Origin of the sequence: Dyella lutea (assembly GCF_024158035.1) — a bacterium.
In the GTDB taxonomy this organism is placed as follows: domain Bacteria; phylum Pseudomonadota; class Gammaproteobacteria; order Xanthomonadales; family Rhodanobacteraceae; genus Dyella_A; species Dyella_A lutea.
The window spans coordinates 304,205-325,687 of sequence record NZ_JAMZEK010000003.1 but is presented as its reverse complement, the minus strand read 5'-3'; the positions used below and the strand labels follow the sequence as shown (position 1 = coordinate 325,687).

The window sequence follows — 21,483 nt, the reverse complement described above, 5'->3', positions numbered from 1 at the left end:
GCGGCGACCTTCGATGAAGATCGACTTCTGGACGCTGGCGCTGCAGGCGATCAATGCGCTGGTCCTGATCTGGCTGCTGTCGCGCGTGCTGTATCGCCCGGTGGTGCGCGTGATCGCGCAGCGGCGCGAGGCCGCGGCGAAACTGCTGGCCGACGCCGAGGCCGAACGCGACCGCGCGCGCCAGGCCACGGCGGCAGCGACGGCACAGCAGACCGAACTCGCCGCCGGGCGCGACGCGGCGATGAAGGCCGCGCAGGCCGATGCCGAAACGGCACGCACCCGCCTGCTGGCCGCCGCGCGGGCCGAGGCCGAGGCCCTGCGCCAGCAGGCACAGGCCGAACGGGACAAGCAGCTTGTCGCGCAGCGGCGCGCCGACGAGCAGCGCGCCGCTGCGCTGGCCGTCGACATTGCCGCGCGACTGCTTGATCGCCTGCCGGCCTCGGCACGCGTCGCGGGCTTTCTCGACGACCTCGTCGCCTCGTTGCGGGCACTGCCGGATTCGCAGCGGCAGAAGCTGGCCGATCCGGCAACGCCGCTCGCACTGGTGGCGCCGCGCACGCTCGAAGCGAGCGAGAGGGATCGCTGCGTGCAGGCGATCCAGCAGGCCATCGGCCGCTCCGCCCCGCTGCAGCCGGCGGTGGATCCCAACCTGATCGCCGGGCTGGAACTGCGCAGTCCCGACCTGGTGGTGAGCAATCACCTGCGCGCCGACCTCGACCATCTGCAGCACGAGCTGACCCATGCCGACCGACACGCCTGACGCCACCACCGGCGACTGGCTGCGCCGCAGCCAGGCCGTCGTCGCGCAGAGCCGGCTCGGCGTGCGCTCGGTCGGGCTGGGCCACGTCGAGCGGATCGCCGACGGCATCGCCATCGTCTCCGGCCTGGCCCAGGCACGTCTGCATGAACTACTGCGCTTCCAGCACGACCGCATGGGCTTCGTGCTCTCGCTGGACGAAGACACGCTGGCCGCCGTGCTGCTGGACGACGACGGCAGCGTCGAGGCCGGCTCCGAGGTGCTCGGCACCGGCGAGGTGCTGCGCGTGCCGGTCGGTCCGGGCCTGCTCGGCCGCGTGCTCGACCCGCTGGGACGCCCGCTGGACCGCGACGAGCCGGTGCCGGCCGAGGATCACCTGCCGATCGAGCGCCCGGCGCCGGCGATCATCGAGCGTGACCTGGTGAGTGAGCCGGTCGCCACCGGCGTGCTGGTGATCGACGCAATGTTCCCGATCGGCCGCGGCCAGCGCGAGCTCTTGATCGGCGACCGCGCCACCGGCAAGACCTCGCTGGCGGTGGACGCGATGATCAACCAGAAACACTCGGACATGGTCTGCGTGTACGTCTCGGTCGGCCAGCGCGCCCATGCGGTGCAGCAGGTGATCGAGGCGGTGCACGCGCATGGCGCGCCGGAGCGCACCATCTTCGTAGTCGCCTCGGCCGCGTCGTCCGCCGGACTGCAGTGGGTGGCGCCCTTCGCCGGTTTCAGCATCGCCGAGTACTTCCGCGACCGCGGCCAGCACGCGCTGATCGTGATCGACGACCTGACCAAGCACGCGGCCACCCACCGCGAACTGGCCCTGCTCACCCACCAGCCGGCCGGTCGCGAGGCGTATCCCGGCGACGTGTTCTACCTGCATGCCCGCATGCTCGAACGCGCCGCCAAGCTGTCATCCGCCAAGGGCGGCGGTTCGCTCACCGCGCTGCCGATCGCGCAGACCGAAGCGGGCAACCTGGCCGCCTACATCCCGACCAACCTGATCTCGATCACCGATGGCCAGATCGTGTTCGACACGGCGCTGTTCGCCGCCGACCAGCGACCCGCGGTGGACGTCGGCCTGTCGGTCAGCCGGGTCGGTGGCAAGGCGCAGCCGCCGGTACTGCGCGAGGTGGCCGGCCAGCTGCGGCTGCAGTATTCGCAGTTCCTCGAACTGGAGCTGTTCACCCGCTTCGGCAACCTCAGCGACACCCGCGTCAAGGCGCAGATCACCCGCGGCCGCGCGATCCGCGCCCTGCTCACCCAGCCGCGCTTCACCGCGCAGCAGCCGCCGGAACAGCTCGCCCTGCTCGCCGCGCTGGACGACGGCGTGCTGGACGGTCAGCCGGCGACGGTGATCGCCGAGCTGCGTCGGCAACTGCCGGCCCGCCTGGCCGAGGGACAGCCGATACCGATCGGCGACACGCTGGATCCGTCCACCCGCAGCGCGCTGGTGGACCGGGTGCGCGAGTTGGTCGCCGGCATCGCCGCCATGGGTGCGCCGGCATGAGCGGACAGCTGGCCGAGGTCGCGGCGCGGCTGGACTCCACGCGCCAGCTCGGCAGCGTGATCTCCGCGATGCGGGCGATTGCCGCCAGCCGGTCGCAGCAGGCGCGACGCGAACTGCAGGCGATCGGCCTGTACGCGCAGACCATCGGCGAGGCCATCGGCCAGGTGCTCGGCACGCTGCCGGGCGGCCAGCTCATGGCCGTGCCGACGCCACAGCCGGACGGCGTGCTGGTGGTGGCGCTGTGCGCCGAACAGGGCTTCGCCGGCAGCTTCAACGAGCGCGTGCTCGATGTCGCCCTGCCGCTGGCGGACCGAAACAGGGGCCGCCTGTTCATCGTCGGCGACCGCGGTCTGATGGTCGCCGGCAATCGCGGCCGCACACCCGACTGGAACGTGCCGATGGCCGCCCATACCGACGAGGTGTCCGCGCTGGCCGACCGGATTTCCGATGCGATCTATGCGGCGCTTGCCGCGCATGGACTCGGCCGGGTGCTGCTGGTGTACGGCAGCCCGGGCGAAGGCGAGGAGCAGAGCATCGAGCAGCGCTGGCTGCTGCCGTTCGACTTCGGTCGCTTTCCCGCCCGGCTCGCCGATGGCCAGGCACCGCTGATGAACCTGCCGCCGGCGACCCTGCTCGAACAGCTGGCGGTCGAATACGTGCATGCCGACCTGTGCGCGGCGCTGATGCTGTCGTACGCGGCGGAAAACCAGGCACGCATGCAGGCGATGATCGCCGCCCACGGCAACCTGGAACGCACCGAAGCCTCGCTCACGCTTCAGTTCCAGCGCGTGCGCCAGGAAGACATCACCGACGAGATCCTCGAACTTTCCGCTGCCCGGACCTGACCGTCCGGTCGCGATCAAAGGAGTCGCACGTGAACCACCGCCGCCACTGCCCGCCGCCTCCGCCGCGCAAGCGCCGCACGCCGCTGCCCTGGGAGCACCCCAAGGCACATGCCGAAGAGCCGCAGGTGGACGAGCGGCTGCGCGCGATCATGCAGCACCCGTCCTACCGCGAGGCCGACAGCGATCCGGCCTTTCTGCACGAGGACGCGGCACGCGGCGTGCGCCTGCAGGTGGACTACCTTAAGGCCGAACTGGTGCTCGCCGCGCACGGCATCGAGCGCACGGTGCTCGTCTACGGCAGCACCCGCCTGCGCGAACCGGAAACGGCGAAGCGCGAGCTCGCCTCGGCACGGGAAGCGGCCGGCTCGCGGCCCGATGACCCGGCCACCGCGCGCGCCCTGCAACTGGCCGAGCGGCGGGAAGCCCTGTCGCGCTACTACGAAGTGGGGCGCGAGGTCGGCCAGCGGGTCGGCCTGGCCGGCATTCCCGGCCTGGCCATCCTCACTGGCGGCGGCCCCGGCGCGATGGAGTCGGCCAATCGCGGCGCGTGCGAGGCCGGCGCCCAGACCGTGGGACTGAACATCGCGCTGCCGCGCGAGCAGTATCCCAACCCGTACGTCACCCCGGGGCTGTGCATGCAGTTCCACTACTTCGCCATGCGCAAGCTGCACTTCATGAAGCGGGCGGCGGCGATCGTCGCCCTGCCGGGTGGCTACGGCACGCTGGACGAGGTGTTCGGTGCGCTGACCCTGATCCAGACCCGCAAGAGCGCGCCCATTCCCATCGTGCTGGTCGGCGAGGACTACTGGCGCCGCGTGTTCGACGTCGACTTCCTGCTCGAGGCCGGCAGCATCGACGAGGAAGACCGCGACCTGTTCTGGTACGCCGAGACCGCCGAGGAGGCCTGGCAGGGGATCCTCGACTGGCACGAACGCAACGGCAGCCCCCTGCTCCCCTCCACCGCCACGGATGCACGCCCATGAAAATCTCCTTCCACGGCGCCGACCGCGAGGTCACCGGCTCCTGCCACCTGCTCGAGGCTGCCGGCAAGCGCATCCTCATCGACTGCGGCATGTACCAGGGCAGCCGCGAACTGGACGAGCAGAACGGCGACGATTTCGGCTTCGATCCGGTATCGATCGACATCCTACTGCTCACCCACGCCCACCTGGACCACTGCGGTCGCATCCCGCTGCTGGTCGATCGGGGGTTCTCCGGCGAGATCATCACCACCGCCGCCTCGCGCGAGCTGGCGCGGCTGGTGATGCTGGACGCCGCAGGCCTGCAGGAAGCCGATGCCGAACGCCGCCAGCGACACGCCTGGCGTCGCGGCGACAAGGACGGGCAGCCGCTGTACACCACGCTCGACGCGCTCAACGCGATGGACCGCTTCGGCCGCGTCGCCCGCTACGGCCAGCCGATCGAGCTCGCGCCCGGGCTCACCGCGACCTTCTTCGACGCCGGGCACATCCTCGGCTCGGCCAGCATCCGCATCGTGGAGGAGGGTGACGGCGGTCGTTCGGTGATCTTCTCCGGCGACCTCGGCAACAGCGGCCGGCCGATCCTGCGCGATCCACAGCCACCGCCGCATGCCGACGCGGTGGTGATGGAAACCACCTACGGCGACCGCCTGCACAAGCCGCTGGGGCCCTCGGTGGAGGAGCTGTATGCCGCGATCACCGACACCTTCGCGCGCGGCGGCAACGTGGTGATCCCCACTTTCGCGCTGGAGCGTGCGCAGGAGATCCTCTACTACCTGCGTGCCGGCGTGGAGAGCGGCCGGCTGCCGCGCACGCTGCCGGTGTTCCTCGATTCGCCGATGGCGATCTCCGCCACCGAGATCTTCCGCCGCCATACCGAGTGCTACGACCCGAAAGAGCGGGCGCTGTTCGCCCACGGCGGCGATCCGTTCGGCCTGCCCGGCCTGCGCTTCACCCGCGAGACCGCCGACTCGATGGCGCTGAACCGGATCCGCGGCGGCGCGATCCTGATGGCCGGCTCGGGCATGTGCACCGGCGGGCGCGTGCGCCACCACCTGCGGCACAACCTGTGGCGCGAGGATTCCAGCGTGGTGTTCGTCGGCTACGCCGCCTCCGGCACGCTGGCGCGCATCCTCATCGACGGCGCCAGGTCGGTGCGGCTGTTCGGCGACGAGATCCCGGTGCGCGCGCATCTGCACACCATCAACGGCTTTTCCGCACATGCCGACCGCGACGAGCTGCTGGCCTGGCACACGGCGATCAAACCGGACAAGACCATCCTGGTGCACGGCGACGAGCAGGTGATGCAGGCCTTCGCCACGCGGCTCACCGCCACCGAAGTCCACATGCCCGGCAAGGGCGATGTCATCGAACTCTAGTTTCCATCGCCGGCCAGGAGGCTGCCGTGTCCACCATCTCCCCGAATGTCCTTTCCAGCGAAGAACTGATCCAGCTCGACCGCTACTGGCGTGCCTCGCTGTACCTATGCGCCGGCATGCTGTACCTGCGCGAGAACCCGCTGCTGCACGAGCCGCTGCGGCTGGAGCACATCAAGCACCGGCTGCTCGGCCACTGGGGTTCGGACGCCGGGCAGACCCTGGTGTGGACGCACATGAACCGGCTGATCCGCGCGCGCGACCTCGACGCGATCTTCGTCTCCGGCCCCGGCCACGGTGCGCCCTCGGTGCTGGCCCATGCCTGGCTGGAGGGGCGCTACGGCGAGCTGTACGCGGACAAGGGGCCAGGCCTGGACGGCCTGCGCCGCTTCTTCAAGGAGTTCTCCTTCCCCGGCGGCGTGGGCAGCCACTGCACGCCGGAGACGCCGGGCTCGCTGCACGAGGGTGGCGAACTCGGCTACAGCCTGGCGCATGCCTACGGCGCGGCGTTCGACCACCCGGAGCTGCTGGTGGTGTGCATGGTCGGCGACGGCGAGGCGGAAACCGGTCCGCTGGCCATCGCCTGGCACTCGAACAAGTTTCTCGATCCGGTGCGCGACGGCGCGGTGCTGCCGGTGCTGCACCTCAACGGCTACAAGATCGCCAACCCCACGGTGCTGGCGCGCATACCGCACGAGCAGCTCGCCGACCTGATGCGCGGTTACGGCCACGAGCCGTTCTTCGTCGAAGGCGACGATCCAGAGCGGGTTCACCGCCTGCTCGCCACCGCGCTGGAAACCGTGCTGGACCGGATTGCCGACATCCAGTGCCGTGCCCGTACCGGCAGCTTCGAAGGCCTGCCGATGTGGCCGATGATCGTGCTGCGCACGCCCAAGGGCTGGACCGGCCCGAAGGAAGTGGACGGCCATCGCGTCGAAGGCACCTGGCGCGCCCACCAGATCCCGCTGGACCCGCATCGGGACACCGCGCACCTGCGCCAGCTCGAGCAGTGGCTACGCAGCTATCGCCCCGAAACGCTGTTCACCGCGGACGGGCACCTGGTACCGGAACTGGCCGCGCTGGCGCCGTCCGGGCACCGCCGCATGAGCGCCAACCCGGTGGCCAACGGCGGCCTGCTGCGGCGGGCGCTGCTGCGGCCGGACATCCGCGAGTACGCGGTGGCGGTCACCGAACCGGGCACCGCCACCGAAGAGAACACCCGGCCGACCGGCCGCCTGCTGCGCGACGTGATGCGCGCCAATCCCGACCGCTTTCGCTTCTTCTGCCCCGACGAAACCGCCTCGAACCGGCTGGACGACATCTACCAGGCCAGCGGCAAGGCGTGGATGGCCGCGACGCTGCCGGAGGATGCCGACGGCACCCACCTGCAACGCGGCGGCCGGGTGATGGAGATCCTCTCCGAACACACGCTGGAGGGCTGGCTGGAGGGCTACCTGCTGTCCGGCCGGCACGGCCTGCTCGCCTCGTACGAGGCCTTCATCCACGTCATCGACTCGATGTTCAACCAGCACGCCAAGTGGCTGGAGAAGGCACTGGAGGTGCCGTGGCGGGCCAGCGTGTCCTCGCTCAACATCCTGGTTACCTCCACCGTGTGGCGGCAGGACCACAACGGCTTTTCGCACCAGGACCCCGGCTTCCTCGACGTGGTCACCAACAAGAGCCCGCGGGTCACCCGCATCTACCTGCCGCCGGACGCGAACTGCCTGCTGTCGGTGGTCGACCATTGCCTGGACAGCACCGACAAGATCAACGTGATCGTCGCCGACAAGCAGAGCCACCTGCAGTACCTGGGCATCGACGAGGCCGCCGACCACTGCAGCAAGGGCATCGGCATCTGGGACTGGGCCAGCAGCGACGATGGCGCCGAGCCGGACCTGGTGATGGCCTGCGCCGGCGACGTGCCGACGATGGAGGCGCTGGCCGCCACCGCCCTGCTGCGCGAGCACTTCCCGGCGTTGAAGGTGCGCTTCGTCAACGTGGTGGACCTGTTCCGGCTGCAGCCCGAAAGCGAGCACGTGCACGGGCTGCCCGATGCCGAGTTCGACAGCCTGTTCACCCGCGACAAGCCGGTGATCTTCAACTTCCACGGCTACCCGTGGCTGATCCACAAGCTGCTGTACCGCCGCCACAACAGCCGCAACGTGCACGTCCGCGGCTACAAGGAACAGGGCAACATCAACACCCCGATGGACCTGGCCATCCGCAACCAGATCGACCGCTTCGACCTGGTGATCGACGCCATCGACCGCGTGCCCGGCCTGCTGGTGGCCGGCGCGCACGTGCGTGACCGGATGAAGGACGCGATCCTCGCCTGCCAGCGCTTCGCCTGCAGCGAGGGCTACGACCAGCCCGAATATGCGGACTGGCGCTGGCCGGGGCGCACCGGTGCGGCGTGACTTACCGCCCTCTTGAACACCACTCCGAACGGGCGCATGTCGCGGGAACCGACATGCACAGGGAGGCGCCATCGTGGAATCTTTCGTTCATCCGTTCGCCGAAGGGCTCTCGCTCCTCGCCCATCTGCTGGGCGGCAGCTACGGCCTGGCCGTCGTCGCCATCGCCATCGCCGTCGCCGTCCGCCTCGCGCTGCTGCCGCTGACCCTGCGGCTGGCCGAACAGGGCTGGCACCGCCAGCAGCGGATGCAGGCGCTGAAACCGCAACTCGATGCCCTGCGCGAGCGCCATGCCAAGGACCCCATGGCCTATGCCCGTGCCGCCCAGGCACTGCAAAGGCAACAAGGCATCACCAGCGGACTGGGTGGCGGCCTGCTGGTGTCCGCGGTGCAGGCGCCGCTGGGGATCGGTATCTATGCCGCGATCCGCCAGAGCGTCGCTGCAGCCGGTTCGTTCCTGTGGATCCCGCGACTGGCGCGACCGGACTTCCTGCTCGCCCTGGCCGTCGCCGCACTCACGTACGCCGCGATCACACTCAACCCGGCCATGCCGGCCCAGATGAAGACCCTGCTGCAGATGCTGCCGGTGCTGGTCTCGTTCCTGATGGTCTGGCACCTGGCCGCCGGCCTCGGCCTGTACTGGGCCGGTTCCAGCAGCGTCAACGTGCTGCAGGCCGCGCTGCTGCGGCGACGGGTGGCGCGCCGGCAATCCTGAGCCACCGTCCCCGTGTAGGAACCCGCTCGCGGGCGATGCCCTTCGCTTCGATGTGGATCAGGAGCAGAAGCATCGCCCGCGAGCGGGCTCTACACGGTAAGCGATTTGGCGCTCAGGCTTCCGGGCGCATGTAGGGGAACAGCAGCACGTCGCGGATCGACGACGAGTCGGTGAGCAGCATCACCAGCCGGTCGATGCCGATGCCGAGGCCGCCGGTGGGCGGCAGGCCCACTTCCAGCGCGCGGATGTAGTCGGCGTCGAAGTGCATCGCCTCGTCGTCGCCGGCGTCCTTGGCGTCGACCTGGGCCTGGAAGCGTGCGGCCTGGTCTTCCGGATCGTTGAGCTCGGAGAAGCCGTTCGCGATTTCCTTGCCGTTGACGAACAGCTCGAAGCGGTCGGTGATGCCTGGGTCGGTGTCGTTCTCGCGCGCCAGCGGCGAGACCTCGACCGGGTGCTGGGTGATGAAGGTGGGCTGGATCAGCGTGTGCTCCACCGTCTTCTCGAAAATCTCCAGCAGCAGCTTGCCCCAGCCGTAGCCGTCCTTGACCTGCATGCCCAGGCGCTTGGCATGCGCCGCCATCGCCGCGCGGTCGCGCAGCTCGTCGCGCTTGATCTCCGGGTTGTGCTCGAGCACCGCGTCTTCCATCGTCCAGCGACGGAACGCCGGGCCGACATCGATGCTCGCGCCGTCCCAGTGCAGCTCGGTGCTGCCGATCACCTGCCTGGCGGTATCGCGGATCAGGTTCTCGGTGAGGTCCATGATCTCGTTGTAGGTGGCGTACGCCTGGTACAGCTCGAGCATGGTGAACTCGGGGTTGTGCCGGGTCGACACGCCCTCGTTGCGGAAGTTGCGGTTGATCTCGTAGACGCGGTCGAAGCCGCCGACCACAAGCCGCTTGAGGTACAGCTCCGGCGCCACGCGCAGGTAGAGGTCCATGTCCAGCGCGTTGTGGTGGGTGATGAACGGACGCGCGGTGGCGCCGCCGGGGATGACGTGCATCATCGGCGTCTCCACTTCCATGAAGCGGCGCGGCTCGGCCTCCAGCCACTGGCGGATGTGCCCGATGATGCGCGAGCGCTGCTGGAAGGTGCGGCGCGCCTCCTCGGTGACGATCAGGTCGACGTAGCGCTGGCGGTAGCGCTGCTCCACGTCGGCGATGCCGTGATGCTTGTCCGGCAGCGGACGCAGGCTCTTGGTCAGCAGGCGCAGCTGCTCGACCTTCACCGACAGCTCGCCGGTCTTGGTGCGCATCAGCACGCCCTCGGCGCCGACGATGTCGCCCATGTCCCAGCCCTTGAAGGCCTCGTACACGTCGCCCACGGTGCCGGCGTGGATGAACAGCTGGATGCGGCCGGTCATGTCCTGCATCTGCACGAAGCTGACCTTGCCCTGCACGCGCTTGAGCACGATGCGGCCGGCCACCTTCACGCGCTTCGCCGCGGCGTCGATGGCATCGGCAGTCCAGCGCTCGGCATCGGCGAACTCGGTCTTGAGGTCGCCGGCGAAGCTGTCGACCTTGAAGTCGTTCGGGAACGCGATGCCCTGCCCGCGCAGCGCCTTGAGTTTCTCGCGGCGCTCGGCGATCAGCTTGTTTTCATCGACGGGCAGGTTCTCGGGGACTTCGCTCATTGCAGATTCCGTGGCGGGTGGCATGCCTGCGCTGGCAGGTGCCGGAGTTGGATCGTGGCGGGACGGCGACTGGCTCAGCCGCCCTTGTGGAACACTTCCTTGAAGCCTTTCTTGGTGGCGTCCCAGCCCACACGCGCGCCCTTGGCGATGCCGTGACCGGCATCGCGGGCACCATGTCCGACCTTGATCGCCACCTTCCGCGTGGCGTGGCCGACGTCGCGGGCGCCGTCCGCGATGTCATGACCGGCGGCCTTGGTGTCGCGCTTGATGTCCTGCCCGGCCGACTGCGCCTGGGCGCTGACCATGCCGGCACACGCAAGCAAGGCGGCAACGGACAACGAAAGGAACGTTCCACGCTTCATGGATGTCTCCTCGCAAGTTCGAACGGATGGAGCCGGTTCTCGGATCAGGCATCGGCGCGCTTGGCGCCGACCTCCAGGCCCGCCTTCAGGCTGGCCTCGACGAATTCGTCCAGGTCGCCATCGAGCACCTTCTGGGTGTCCGAGCGCTCGATGCCGGTGCGCAGGTCCTTGATGCGGCTCTGGTCGAGCACATAGTTGCGGATCTGGCTGCCCCAGCCGATGTCGGACTTGGTCGCTTCCACCGCATCCTTCTCGGCGTTGCGCTTCTGCACTTCCAGCTCGTACAGCTTGGCCGCCAGCATTTTCATCGCGGTGTCGCGGTTGGCGTGCTGGCTGCGGCCGGTCTGGCAGGCCACCACGATGCCGGTGGGCACGTGGGTGATCCGCACCGCCGACTCGGTCTTGTTGACGTGCTGGCCACCGGCGCCGGACGAGCGGTAGACGTCGGTCTTCAGGTCGGCCGGGTTGATGTTGATCTCGATGTTGTCGTCGACTTCCGGCGACACGAACACCGAGGTAAAACTGGTGTGGCGGCGGTTGTCCGAGTCGAACGGGCTCTTGCGCACCAGCCGGTGCACGCCGGTCTCGGTCTTCAGCCAGCCGTAGGCGTAGTCGCCCTCGACGCGGAAGGTGGCGGACTTGATGCCCGCCACATCGCCGCCGGAGGCTTCCATCAGCTCGGTCTTCCAGCCGCGCGACTCGCACCAGCGCAGGTACATGCGCAGCAGCATCTCGGCCCAGTCCTGCGCCTCGGTGCCGCCGGCGCCGGCCTGGATGTCCACGTAGGCGTTGGCCGAATCCATCTTGCCGGAGAACATGCGCTGGAACTCCAGCTTGTTCACCTCAATGTCGAGCTTGGCGACGTCGCCCTGCACCGAGGCGACGGTGTCGTCGTCACCGTCGGCGGCGGCCAGTTCCAGCAGTTCGCGGGCATCGGTGAGGCCGGCGGTGAGCCGGTCGATGCCGTTGACGACGGTGTCCAGGCGGGCGCGCTCGCGGCCCAGCTCCTGCGCGCGGGTCGGATCGTCCCAGACGTTGGGACTCTCCAGTTCGCGGGTTACTTCTTCCAGCCGTTCGCGCTTGGCCGGGTAGTCAAAGATACCCCCTAAGCGACTCGATGCGGCCGGTCAGGTCCGCGATCTGCGCAAGGATCGGATTGGTCTCGATCATGGATGGTTGGCAACAGGGAAAATGGCCGGTCATGGTAGCAGAGCCGGCCCCGGGCTTGGACCGCTTCGCCTGGTTGCTCCCGATCCCGGAGCTTGATCGACGGACCATCTCCGGGTTGGCTTCCCCGGGGGGCGGGCGACTGGCCGAACAGGCATTCAGCTCAACGCATCGGCATGCACCCCGCGCACGGCCCGGCCGGATGGATCGGCCATCGCCGCGAAGGCCGGGTCCCAGGCCAGCGCCGCCGGCGACGAGCAGGCAATCGACTTGCCGCCGGGCACCGTCGCCGCGCAGGCCTCGCCCGGATAGAACTGCTCGAAGATGCGTCGGTAGAAGTACGCCTCCTTGGTCGCCGGCGTGTTGAACGGAAAGCGCGAGGCGGCCGCGGCGAACTCGCGATCGCTCACCTCCTGCTCGGCGTGCGCCTTCAGCCCGTCGATCCAGCCGTAGCCGACGCCGTCGGAGAACTGCTCCTTCTGCCGCCACAGGATCTCCTTCGGCAGCGCGCCATCGAACGCCGCGCGCAGTACGTGCTTCTCGATCTTGCCGTTGCCGGCCATCTTGTGGGCGGCGTCGATGCCCATCGCCACGTCGATGAACTCCAGGTCCAGGAACGGCACGCGCGCCTCCACGCCCCAGGCCATCATCGCCTTGTTCGCGCGCAGGCAGTCGTAGCTGTGCAGGGCGTCGAGCTTGCGCACGGTCTCCTCGTGGAAGGTCTCGGCCGACGGCGCCTTGTGGAAGTAGAGATAGCCGCCGAACAGCTCGTCCGACCCCTCGCCGGAGAGCACCATCTTCACCCCCATCGCCTTGATCCGGCGGGCCAGCAGGTACATCGGCGTAGCGGCGCGGATGGTGGTGACGTCATAGGTTTCCAGGTGGCGGATCACCTCGGGCACCGCGTCCAGGCCTTCCCAGAAGGTGTAGACGAAGCCGTGGTGCACGGTACCCAGCGCGTCGGCGGCGATCTGCGCCGCCGCCAGGTCCGGCGAGCCGTCCAGTCCGATGGCGAACGAATGCAGGCGCGGCCACCAGGCCTCGGAACGATCGTCGTCCTCGATGCGCTCGCGGGCGAAGCGGGCGGCACAGGCGGCGACCAGCGAGGAATCCAGGCCGCCGGAGAGCAGCACGCCGTAGGGCACGTCGGTCATCAGCTGGCGATGCACGGCCTGCTCGAAGGCCTCGCGCAGGCCGTCCGGCCCCTGTCCCCTGGTTGCCTCATAGTCGCGCCAGCCCTTGACGTAGTAGCGGGTCAGCTCGCCGCTGGCGCTGTCGTAGACATGGCCCGGCGGGAACGCGGCCACGTCGTTGCATACTCCGACCAGTGCCTTCATCTCCGAGGCCACGCACAGGCGCCCTTCCCCATCGTGGCCCCAGTACAGCGGGCACACGCCGATCGGATCGCGGGCGATCACGTAGCGCTGGCTGGGGCCGTCCCACAGCGCGAAGGCGAAGATGCCGTTGAGCTTGCCAACGCCTTCGGCCACGAAGGCGTCGCCGCCGAGGTCGCGGTACAGCGCGTTGATCACCTCGCAGTCCGAGCCGGTGGTGAAGTCGTAGTCGCTGGCCGCGCGCAGCTCGCGGTGGTTGTAGATCTCGCCGTTCACGGCCAGTGCCAGCGCACCATCGCGTGAGCGCAGCGGCTGCGCGCCGCTGGCCGGGTCGACGATGGCCAGGCGCTCGTGCACCAGGATCACGCCGGCGTCGACATACACACCGCTCCAGTCCGGGCCGCGATGGCGCTGGCGCTGCGACAGTTCCAGCGCCTGCCGGCGCAACGCAGCGAGATCGTCACCCGGCTGCAGGTCGAACATCCCGAAGATCGAACACATGGCCAAACCCCTCTTTCGAAAGTTGATGGATCGGCCGGAAACCGCTCCTGCGTTTCCGGCATACCGGCCATCCATGGCCGTAAAAACGAAAAAGGCCCGCACTGGGCGGGCCTTTTTCGCGTATGTGGAGCTGAAAACTGTGTCTACGCGATGGCCCGCCCAGTGAGGCGATTATTATTGCCATTGCGGTTGTTCAGGCCGTTCGCGACGCACGCAGCCGCACGATGCAGGGCATCGGCGAGACGGACGGCGGCGGTGAACGACTGGGTCATGGCCCGACTAGATCACGACTTTTGATGCGGTGCAAGAACTATTTCTGGACGGCCATACCGCTCAGGGCGCCAGCAGCCAGTCCCGCGCCTGCGCGTACTCGGCATTGGCGAACAGGCGGAACTCGGCCGGAATCGCGAAGCGCATCGCCCGCGCCGCCACCCGCAGCCAGCCCACGTCGGTGACCAGGGCGACCTTTTCCCAGCCGCTGAAATGACGCATGCCGAGCTTGGCATCGTCCCAGGCGGCCTTGGCGTCGAAGCCGGTGAAGTCCTCGCCGCAGTGGTACATCAGGCGCAGCTTGGGGTTCATCGCGAAGGCGGCTTCGACGTCCGGCACCAGCACGTTCTCGTAGTCGGCGGCGGTAACCTGGCCGCGGGCGCGGAAACCCAGCACGCCGGCGGGAAGATCGGTGATCTGCTCGATCATGGATGACACTCCTTGCGGGACGATGCCGCCATCGCACTCCGAACCGCCGCTCCGTGCAAGCAGTGCGGCGTGAAAACGCCTCAGACCGCTTCGATATGCCGCAGCAGCAACTGCAGGCTCTCGCGCCCCTGCCAGTCGTTCACCGCCAGTTCGTAGGCCGCACGCAGCACCGGTGGTGGCGCTTCGCCGGTGTAGGCGTTGAACATCACTGCTTCGTAGACCTGTCCGTCGCGCGGATCACGCAGCTGCAGTTTCAGATGCTTCTCGGCCATCACTCGCCAGGAACGGCACTCGAACACGTTGTCGAACACCGGCTCGGGGAAGGCCTGCCCCCACGGCGCGGCGTGCCGCAACAACCGGGCCAGATCCAGGTCCAGTTGCCCGGGCCCGAGTTCGCCATCGCTATCCAGCACGGCCTGCAGCGGGCGATCGCCCAGCCACTCGCGGGCCACCGCGTCGAACGCTCCGGCGAAACGCTCGAAATCCTCGGCGCGCAGGCTCAGGCCGGCGGCCATGGCATGGCCACCGAAACGTTCCACCAGCCCCGGCTGACGCGCATCGATGGCAGCCAGCGCGTCGCGAATATGGAAGCCGGCAATCGAGCGCGCTGAGCCTCGCAGCACTTCGGTCTCGTCCTCGCTGGCCGGCGCGAAGGCGATCACCGGTCGGTGCAGGCGCTCCTTCAGCTTGGACGCCACCAGCCCGACCACACCCGCATGCCAGCTCGGCTCGAACAGGGCCACGCCCACCGCATCGGTGGCGTGGGCCGCGCCGACCATCTGCTCCGCCTCGGCCACCATCGAGGCCTGCAGGTCGCGGCGCTCGCGATTGATCCGGTCCAGTTCGGCGGCCAGATGCATGGCGCGCGACGGGTCGTCGGTGAGCAGGCACTCCACACCCAGGCTCATGTCCTCCAGCCGCCCGGCCGCATTCAGCCGCGGGCCGACCGCGTAGCCGAGGTCACTGGCGCACACCGTCGCCACGCCGCGCTTGCCGGCCTCGATCAACGCGGTGATGCCGGCACAGGCACGACCGGCGCGGATGCGCTTGAGCCCGGCCTCGACCAGCACGCGGTTGTTGAAGTCCAGCGGCACCAGATCGGCCACGGTACCGAGTGCGACCAGGTCGAGCAGAACGGAGAGATCCGGTTCTGCACCGTCGCCGAAGGCGCCCTGCCCGCGCAGCGCCGCGCGGGTCGCCAGCAGCAGGTAGAACATCACGCCGACCCCGGCCAGCGCCTTGCTGGGGAAGCCGTCGCCTGGGAGGTTCGGATTGACCATCGCATCGGCGTCCGGCAGCCGTTCGCCAGGCAGATGGTGGTCGGTCACCAGTACGCGGATGCCGCGCGCCTTCGCCGCCGCCACGCCCTCGACGCTGGCCACGCCGTTGTCCACGGTGATCACCAGTTGCGGCGTCGGCTGCAGCGATTCGACCAGGGCCGCGCTGAGGCCGTAGCCGTGCACGAAACGATTGGGAATCGCGTAGCGCACGTCGGTGGCGCCCAGCAGGCGCAAGCCGCGCAGCGCGACGGCCGTACCGGTGGCGCCGTCGCAGTCGTAGTCCCCGGCGACGACGATCGACCATCGACTGCGGATCGCCTCGACCAGCAGCGCGACCGCCCGGTCCATCCCGCCGAGCGCCTGCGGCGCGGCGAGCCGGGCCAGGCGATGTTCGGCCTGTTCCGGCGAGAGCACGCCGCGCGCGGCATAGACCGCCTGCAGCACCGGGTGCACGTCGCTGCCCCAGCCCTGCGGCCGGCCCTTCGCCTCGCGCCGACGCAACTCCATGCTCACCGGCGCCAGAACCGCCAGCGGTGCAGCGGCTTGTGCAGCCAGCGCTCGCCGCTGGCGAAATCCAGCTGCACGGTGCGCTGCGCCAGCAACGCCTCGATCACCGGCCACCACGCCTGCTCCAGCTCGGCCACCGGCAGATCCTGCAGGTCGACCAGGGTGCCCGGCGAGGCACCGGCGACCGCACTCGTGGAACGGGACTCGGCCAGGATGCCCGCCCGTGCGGCCAGCGCCAGCAGCAGCGGATCGTCGCCGACCACCCGCGTCGGCCCAGCCACCACATGATTGGGCAGCGATCCACCACCCCACAGCCAGAGGTTGTTCACCGGCGGCAGCCCCCTGGCCCGGCGCTCGGCATTGAGCGGATGCTGGTGCAGCAGCACCTGCAGTTCATTGATCAGGATGCGCCAACGTCGTCCCTCGGCGCCCTGCGGAAGGTGCTGGTACAGATCCTCGCCCAGCGCCTGCTCGGGCGCGGCAAAATCCGGCACGGGCGTGCCCTCCGCCAGGCGCACCTGCCAGCGGTCGGGCGCGGTGACCTCCAGTTGCATGCCGGCATCACCGAACACCGGGCGCAGCGGCGCAGCCAGCGCCTCGGCCTCGTCCTGCGACAGCCCCAGTTGTCCGCAGGCAAGCAGGCGCGCGCCGTTCATCTCGGCCTGCACCCAGGCCGGATCGGCACAGAGCCAGGGCGTTTCGCCGGCGTCACCGGCCAGGTGCTGGCGCAGCAGGGCGGCGGCCGGCAGCGCGCGGGCATGCGTGCGGAAGTAATGCCCCAGCCCGTCCAGGTAGCCACGCGGGCCATCGGGCTGGCGGTTGCCCTGGCGCAGGGCGCGATGCAGTGGATGGTCTGGCTCGAAGCGCGCCAGCGCGGGCAGCCAGAGGGCGACCGGAGCGAGCTGGCTCATGCCACCGACCTCAGGCTTCCAGTTGCTCGTAGAGTTCCAGCCATTCTGCCTCCAGCGTCTCCTTTTCCTTGCGCAGGTCGGCCTGCTGCTGGCCGAGCTTCATCAGCTCGGCGGTGGAGCCGTTGTAGGTGGCCGGGTCGGCCAGCTTCGCCTCCAGCTTGCCCAGTTCGGCATCGATGGTCGCCACGCGGGCCTCGATCTTCTTCACCCGCGAGCGCGAGGTTTTTTCCTGGTCGCGCTGGGCAGCGGCCTTGCGACGGCGCTCCTCCGGCGACTCGACCGGCGCGGCCGGCTTGGCCTCGCTCTTTTCCGCCTTCTTTGCCTGGCTGCCGCGCGAGCGCAGCCAGCGCGCGTAGTCGTCCAGGTCGCCGTCGAACGGCTCGACCCGGGTGTCCGCCACGCGCCAGAAGCTGTCGCAGACCATGCCCAGCAGGTGGCGATCGTGCGAGACCAGCACCAGCGCGCCGTCGAAGTCGGCCAGCGCGTCGGCCAGCGCCTCACGCATCTCCAGGTCGAGGTGGTTGGTTGGCTCGTCGAGCAGCAGCAGGTTCGGCTTGTCCCAGGCGATCAGCGCCAGCGCCAGGCGCGCCCGCTCGCCACCGGAGAAACCGTCGACCGACTCGAATGCGCGGTCGCCGGCGAAATTCCAGGTGCCGAGGAAGTCGCGCAACACCTGGTTGCCCACGCCGGGCGCGCGGTCCTGCAGGTGATCCAGCGGACTCGAACCGGCGCGCAGGCTCTCGACCGTGTGCTGGGCGAAGTAGCCGATCTTCAGGTCCTTGTGCACCTTGCGCTCGCCGGCCAGCGGCTCCAGCTCGCCGACCAGGGTCTTGACCAGGGTGGACTTGCCCGCGCCGTTCGGACCGAGCAGGCCGATGCGCTCGCCCGCCTCGATGCTGAAGCCGACGTTGTCCAGCACGGTCGAGTAGCCCTCGCCCGATTCCAGCGGATAGCCCGCGCGCACTTCGCCGAGCTGCAGCATCGCATCGGGCACGCGATCGGGCTTGGGGAAGCTGAAGCTGAAAGGCCGTTCGGCACGCACCGCCTCGGTGCCGGCCAGCTTCTCCAGCCGCTTCATCCGCGACTGCGCCTGCTTGGCCTTGCTGGCCTTGGCCTTGAAGCGGTCGATGAAGGATTGCAGGTGCGCCCGCTCGGCCTGTTCGCGCTCGAAGCTGATCTGCTGCTGGCGCAGCTGCTCGGCGCGCAGGCGCTCGAACGCGCTGTAGTTGCCGGTGTAGAGCTTCGCCCGGCCCTCGTTGAGGTGCAGCGTGTGGGTGATCACGCCGTCGAGGAACTCGCGGTCGTGCGAGATGATCATCAGCGTGCCCTGGTAGCGGCGCAGCCACTCTTCCAGCCACAGCACGGCATCGAGGTCGAGGTGGTTGGTCGGCTCGTCGAGCAGCAGCAGGTCGGACGGGCACATCAGCGCGCGGGCCAGGTTCAGGCGTCCGCGCCAGCCACCGGAGAACTCCTTCACCGCGCGCTCGTGGGTCTCCGGGGCAAACCCCAGGCCATGCATCAGCCGACCGGCACGGGCACGGGCGTCGTAGCCGTGCAGTTCCTCGATGCGATGATGCGCACGGGCCATCGCCTCGATGTCGCCCCGCTCCTGCGCGTCGGCCTCGTCGCGCAGCGCGGCGGCCAGTTCCTCGTCGCCGCCCATCACGTAGTCGATCGCCAGGTCCGGCAGCGCCGGCGTCTCCTGCGCCACCGAGGCCAGGCGCAGCTTGCCGGGCATGTCCAGCTCGCCGGCGTCGGACTCGAGCTGGCCCTGCAGCGCCGCGAACAGGCTGGACTTGCCGCAGCCGTTGCGACCGATCACGCCCAGCCGCCAGCCGCTCTGGATCACCAGGTCGATGTCGGAGAGCAGCAGCCGGCTGCCGCGGCGCAGGGCGAAGTGGCGGAAAGCGATCATGCGAGGGAAACCATACGGACCGGGCGCACGCCGCGCCCGCAGCCGCACATCATAGCGGTTGCGGAACGCCCAACCCATCGCAAACCGCGCAGCGTGCCGTGGCTAAGCGCCGGGGCTTCTGCTAAAACGGCGCAGCACGCAATCCGTGGGAGAGGGGATCATGATCAACCGTCGTTTCAGCCTGGCACTGGCCTGCGCCCTGGCCGTCGGCGCCGTCGCACTGCCGTCTGCCGCTCGCGCGGACAACCTGCTGATCAACCGCGTCAAGCAGGAAAAGGGCATGAACCTGCCCACCCGCGGCATGACCATGGCGCAGGTGGAAAAGAAGTACGGCGCGCCGCAGCGCAAGCTCAGCCCGCGTGGCGGGGACAGCGCGAAGCACCCGGTGATCAACCGCTGGGACTACGCGACGTTCATCGTGTACTTCGAGAAGAACCACGTGATCCACAGCGTGTTGAACACGCCGGCCGGCAACAACACCGATCCGTCGGCCGCGAAGTAGTCGCCCCCAGCCCCGGCCGGCGGGCCGGGGCTGCCGCACCGGGACATCCGGTGCCTTACAATTCGCCGCTCCGTGTTTTCCCGACGAGCGAATGCCCCCGATGAACGACTCCACCCTGCGCCTGCCGGCCGAATGGGAACCGCAGGCCGCGGTGCTGATCGCCTGGCCGCATGCCAGTACCGACTGGGCCGACCGGCTGGCGTCGGTCGAGACCACCTACTCTGCGCTGGCTGCCGCAGTGACCCGTTTCGAGTCGCTGGTGATCGTGGTGCCGGACGCCGAGGTGCAAGCCCACGCCGAGGCACTGGTGCGCACCGCAGGAGCGAAGTTCGAGCGCATCCGTTTCGTCACCCTGCCCTATGACGACACCTGGCTGCGCGACTCCGGCCCGATCACCCTGCGCGACGACGCCGGCCGCTTCCAGCTGACCGACTTCCGCTTCACCGGCTGGGGCGGCAAGTTCGGTGCCGAGCAGGACGACGCGCTGATCGCCGGCCTGGTCGACGCCGGCGTGTTCGGCCAGGCCGCGCACCGCCGCATCGACTGGGCGCTGGAAGGCGGCGGCATCGAGAGCGATGGCTCCGGCACCGTGCTGACCACCTGGCGCTGCCTCAACCAGCGCCATCCGGAGCAGTCCCGCGAGGAAATGAACGCCATCCTGCGCGACGGCCTGCACGCCTCGCGCATCCTCTGGCTCGACTACGGTTACCTGGAAGGCGACGATACCGACGCCCATATCGATACGCTGGCGCGCTTCGCGCCCGGCGACCGGATCGTGTACCAGGCTTGCGACGACGCCAGCGATCCCCATTTCGATGAACTGCAGCGGATGGGCACCGAGCTGGCCGCGCTGCGCACGGCCGACGGTCGTCCGTACGCGCTGCACCCGCTGCCGTGGGCCCGACCGATCATCGACGAAGGGCGGCGACTGGCGGCGTCGTACGCGAACTACCTGATCGTCAACGGTGCGGTGCTGGTGCCCGCCTATGGCGATGCGGCCGACGACGAAGCGGCACGGATCATCGGCGAGGCCCACCCGGGCCGCGAGGTCGTGCAGGTGCCCTGCCGCCCGCTGATCTGGCAGAACGGCAGCCTGCACTGCATCACCATGCAGTTGCCGGCCGGGCTGGTCGGCTGAGCCGACGACGTTCCACGACACAGGATTCCCGAGATGACCCGCAAGACCCTCAAGGTGGCCCTGCTGCAGGAAACCCATCGCGGCAGCCGCGACGCCAACCTCGACGCGATCGAGGCCGGCCTGCGCGAGGCGGCCGCCGCCGGCGTCGAGCTGGTGCTGCTGCAGGAGCTGCACAACGGGCCGTACTTCTGCCAGCGCGAGTCGGTGGACGAGTTCGACCTGGCCGAGACGATTCCCGGCCACAGCACCGCACGCATCGGCAAGCTCGCCGAGGAACTCAAGCTGGTGGTGGTCGCCTCGCTGTTCGAGAAGCGCGCCACCGGGCTGTACCACAACACCGCGGTGGTGTTCGACCGCTCGGCGGCGATCGCCGGCAAGTACCGCAAGATGCATATCCCGGACGATCCGTCGTTCTACGAAAAGTTCTACTTCACGCCCGGCGACCTGGGCTTCGAGCCGATCGACACCTCGGTCGGCCGCCTCGGCGTGCTGGTGTGCTGGGACCAGTGGTATCCGGAAGCGGCGCGCCTGATGGCGCTGGCCGGCGCCGAGCTGCTGCTCTATCCCACCGCGATCGGCTGGGACCCGAACGATGCGCAGGACGAGAAGGACCGCCAGCGCGAGGCGTGGGTTACCGTGCAGCGCGGCCATGCGGTGGCCAACGGCCTGCCGCTGCTGTCGTGCAACCGCACCGGCTACGAGGCCGATCCGTCGGGCGTGGGTGCGGGCATCCAGTTCTGGGGCACCAGCTTCGTGGCCGGGCCGCAGGGCGAATTCCTCGCCCGAGCCGGCACCGACGCCCGCGAACTGCTGATCGTCGACGTGGACATGGCGCGCAGCGAGCACGTGCGGCGCATCTGGCCGTTCCTGCGCGATCGCCGCATCGACGCCTATGCCGACCTGCTCAAGCGATTCCGTGACTGAGCCCACGGCCCGAGCCTGA

Annotated in this window: 18 protein-coding genes; 10 read left to right on the top strand and 8 right to left on the bottom strand. The window is 69.2% G+C overall.

Annotated elements, in window-relative coordinates:
* Positions 1-13 precede the first annotated feature (13 nt).
* From NC595_RS13725 to yidC, 7 genes are all read left to right on the top strand, one after another.
* Positions 14-760: a F0F1 ATP synthase subunit B family protein gene (locus tag NC595_RS13725; protein WP_253567333.1), complete on the top strand. Its 747-nt coding sequence runs from the start codon at positions 14-16 to the stop codon at positions 758-760.
* Positions 741-2,264 (top strand): F0F1 ATP synthase subunit alpha, encoded by a 1,524-nt coding sequence (locus NC595_RS13720; protein WP_253567331.1) that lies wholly within the window; start codon positions 741-743, stop codon positions 2,262-2,264. The genes NC595_RS13725 and NC595_RS13720 overlap by 20 nt, the downstream gene beginning before the upstream one ends.
* Positions 2,261-3,109 carry a F0F1 ATP synthase subunit gamma gene (locus NC595_RS13715; RefSeq protein WP_253567330.1) on the top strand — a complete coding sequence of 283 codons (849 nt, stop codon included), beginning with the start codon at positions 2,261-2,263 and terminating at the stop codon, positions 3,107-3,109. Before NC595_RS13720 ends, NC595_RS13715 begins: the two co-directional genes overlap by 4 nt.
* A gap of 29 nt (positions 3,110-3,138) precedes the next feature.
* On the top strand, positions 3,139-4,092 hold the full coding sequence (locus tag NC595_RS13710; RefSeq protein WP_253567329.1) for an LOG family protein: 954 nt from the start codon (positions 3,139-3,141) through the stop codon (positions 4,090-4,092).
* Complete coding sequence (locus tag NC595_RS13705) at positions 4,089-5,468, top strand: MBL fold metallo-hydrolase RNA specificity domain-containing protein (RefSeq protein ID WP_253567328.1); 1,380 nt, start codon at positions 4,089-4,091, stop codon at positions 5,466-5,468. The genes NC595_RS13710 and NC595_RS13705 overlap by 4 nt, the downstream gene beginning before the upstream one ends.
* A 26-nt stretch (positions 5,469-5,494) precedes the next feature.
* A complete protein-coding gene (locus tag NC595_RS13700) occupies positions 5,495-7,882 on the top strand; it encodes a phosphoketolase family protein (protein WP_253567326.1) in 2,388 nt (795 codons plus the stop codon).
* A gap of 73 nt (positions 7,883-7,955) precedes the next feature.
* The gene (gene yidC, locus NC595_RS13695) at positions 7,956-8,594 is read left to right on the top strand and encodes a membrane protein insertase YidC (protein ID WP_253567324.1); all 639 of its coding nucleotides are present in this window, start codon (positions 7,956-7,958) and stop codon (positions 8,592-8,594) included.
* Positions 8,595-8,706: 112 nt separating this feature from the next.
* On the opposite strand, the gene lysS is transcribed toward yidC, so the two are convergent.
* The 8 genes from lysS to NC595_RS13655 form a co-directional block, all read right to left on the bottom strand.
* Positions 8,707-10,224 (bottom strand): lysine--tRNA ligase, encoded by a 1,518-nt coding sequence (lysS, locus tag NC595_RS13690; RefSeq protein WP_253567322.1) that lies wholly within the window; start codon positions 10,222-10,224, stop codon positions 8,707-8,709.
* 74 nt (positions 10,225-10,298) lie between these two features.
* A complete protein-coding gene (locus NC595_RS13685; RefSeq protein ID WP_253567320.1) occupies positions 10,299-10,586 on the bottom strand; it encodes a hypothetical protein in 288 nt (95 codons plus the stop codon).
* 44 nt (positions 10,587-10,630) lie between these two features.
* Positions 10,631-11,756, bottom strand: a protein-coding gene (gene prfB / locus NC595_RS13680; protein WP_253567318.1) for a peptide chain release factor 2 whose coding sequence is annotated in 2 segments (ribosomal slippage) — positions 10,631-11,680 and positions 11,682-11,756 — 1,125 coding nt in all. Because the reading frame shifts where the segments join, the coding sequence is not laid out codon by codon here.
* A 155-nt stretch (positions 11,757-11,911) separates the two neighbouring features.
* A complete protein-coding gene (gene asnB, locus NC595_RS13675) occupies positions 11,912-13,588 on the bottom strand; it encodes an asparagine synthase B (protein ID WP_253567317.1) in 1,677 nt (558 codons plus the stop codon).
* 333 nt (positions 13,589-13,921) lie between these two features.
* Positions 13,922-14,287, bottom strand: a complete 366-nt coding sequence (locus NC595_RS13670; protein ID WP_063670844.1) for a SpoIIAA family protein — start codon at positions 14,285-14,287, stop codon at positions 13,922-13,924.
* 80 nt (positions 14,288-14,367) lie between these two features.
* Entirely contained in the window at positions 14,368-16,074 is a 1,707-nt protein-coding gene (gene recJ, locus NC595_RS13665) for a single-stranded-DNA-specific exonuclease RecJ (RefSeq protein ID WP_253567315.1), read from the bottom strand.
* A 2-nt stretch (positions 16,075-16,076) separates the two neighbouring features.
* Positions 16,077-16,985 (bottom strand): phosphoglycerate mutase, encoded by a 909-nt coding sequence (locus tag NC595_RS13660; protein WP_253567313.1) that lies wholly within the window; start codon positions 16,983-16,985, stop codon positions 16,077-16,079.
* 10 nt (positions 16,986-16,995) lie between these two features.
* Positions 16,996-18,900, bottom strand: coding sequence for an ABC-F family ATP-binding cassette domain-containing protein (locus NC595_RS13655; protein WP_253567311.1), 1,905 nt, complete (start codon positions 18,898-18,900; stop codon positions 16,996-16,998).
* A 160-nt stretch (positions 18,901-19,060) separates the two neighbouring features.
* Between NC595_RS13655 and NC595_RS13650 the strand changes: the two genes are divergently transcribed.
* The 3 genes from NC595_RS13650 to NC595_RS13640 all read left to right on the top strand — a co-directional run bounded on the left by NC595_RS13650 (position 19,061) and on the right by NC595_RS13640 (position 21,464).
* On the top strand, positions 19,061-19,402 hold the full coding sequence (locus NC595_RS13650) for a hypothetical protein (RefSeq protein WP_253567310.1): 342 nt from the start codon (positions 19,061-19,063) through the stop codon (positions 19,400-19,402).
* Positions 19,403-19,502: 100 nt separating this feature from the next.
* Positions 19,503-20,540 carry an agmatine deiminase family protein gene (locus NC595_RS13645; RefSeq protein ID WP_253567309.1) on the top strand — a complete coding sequence of 346 codons (1,038 nt, stop codon included), beginning with the start codon at positions 19,503-19,505 and terminating at the stop codon, positions 20,538-20,540.
* A 33-nt stretch (positions 20,541-20,573) separates the two neighbouring features.
* Positions 20,574-21,464 (top strand): carbon-nitrogen hydrolase, encoded by an 891-nt coding sequence (locus tag NC595_RS13640; protein WP_253567308.1) that lies wholly within the window; start codon positions 20,574-20,576, stop codon positions 21,462-21,464.
* Positions 21,465-21,483: the final 19 nt, after the last annotated feature.

Coding starts and splice junctions, on each gene's coding strand:
- NC595_RS13725 (WP_253567333.1), top strand. CDS start 14: ATGAAGATCGACTTCTGGACGCTGGCGCTGCAGGCGATCAATGCGCTG.
- NC595_RS13715 (WP_253567330.1), top strand. CDS start 2,261: ATGAGCGGACAGCTGGCCGAGGTCGCGGCGCGGCTGGACTCCACGCGC.
- lysS (WP_253567322.1), bottom strand. CDS start 10,224: ATGAGCGAAGTCCCCGAGAACCTGCCCGTCGATGAAAACAAGCTGATC.
- asnB (WP_253567317.1), bottom strand. CDS start 13,588: ATGTGTTCGATCTTCGGGATGTTCGACCTGCAGCCGGGTGACGATCTC.
- NC595_RS13655 (WP_253567311.1), bottom strand. CDS start 18,900: ATGATCGCTTTCCGCCACTTCGCCCTGCGCCGCGGCAGCCGGCTGCTG.
- NC595_RS13645 (WP_253567309.1), top strand. CDS start 19,503: ATGAACGACTCCACCCTGCGCCTGCCGGCCGAATGGGAACCGCAGGCC.
- NC595_RS13660 (WP_253567313.1), bottom strand. CDS start 16,985: ATGAGCCAGCTCGCTCCGGTCGCCCTCTGGCTGCCCGCGCTGGCGCGC.
- NC595_RS13650 (WP_253567310.1), top strand. CDS start 19,061: ATGATCAACCGTCGTTTCAGCCTGGCACTGGCCTGCGCCCTGGCCGTC.
- NC595_RS13640 (WP_253567308.1), top strand. CDS start 20,574: ATGACCCGCAAGACCCTCAAGGTGGCCCTGCTGCAGGAAACCCATCGC.
- NC595_RS13720 (WP_253567331.1), top strand. CDS start 741: ATGCCGACCGACACGCCTGACGCCACCACCGGCGACTGGCTGCGCCGC.
- NC595_RS13685 (WP_253567320.1), bottom strand. CDS start 10,586: ATGAAGCGTGGAACGTTCCTTTCGTTGTCCGTTGCCGCCTTGCTTGCG.
- NC595_RS13670 (WP_063670844.1), bottom strand. CDS start 14,287: ATGATCGAGCAGATCACCGATCTTCCCGCCGGCGTGCTGGGTTTCCGC.
- recJ (WP_253567315.1), bottom strand. CDS start 16,074: ATGGAGTTGCGTCGGCGCGAGGCGAAGGGCCGGCCGCAGGGCTGGGGC.
- NC595_RS13705 (WP_253567328.1), top strand. CDS start 4,089: ATGAAAATCTCCTTCCACGGCGCCGACCGCGAGGTCACCGGCTCCTGC.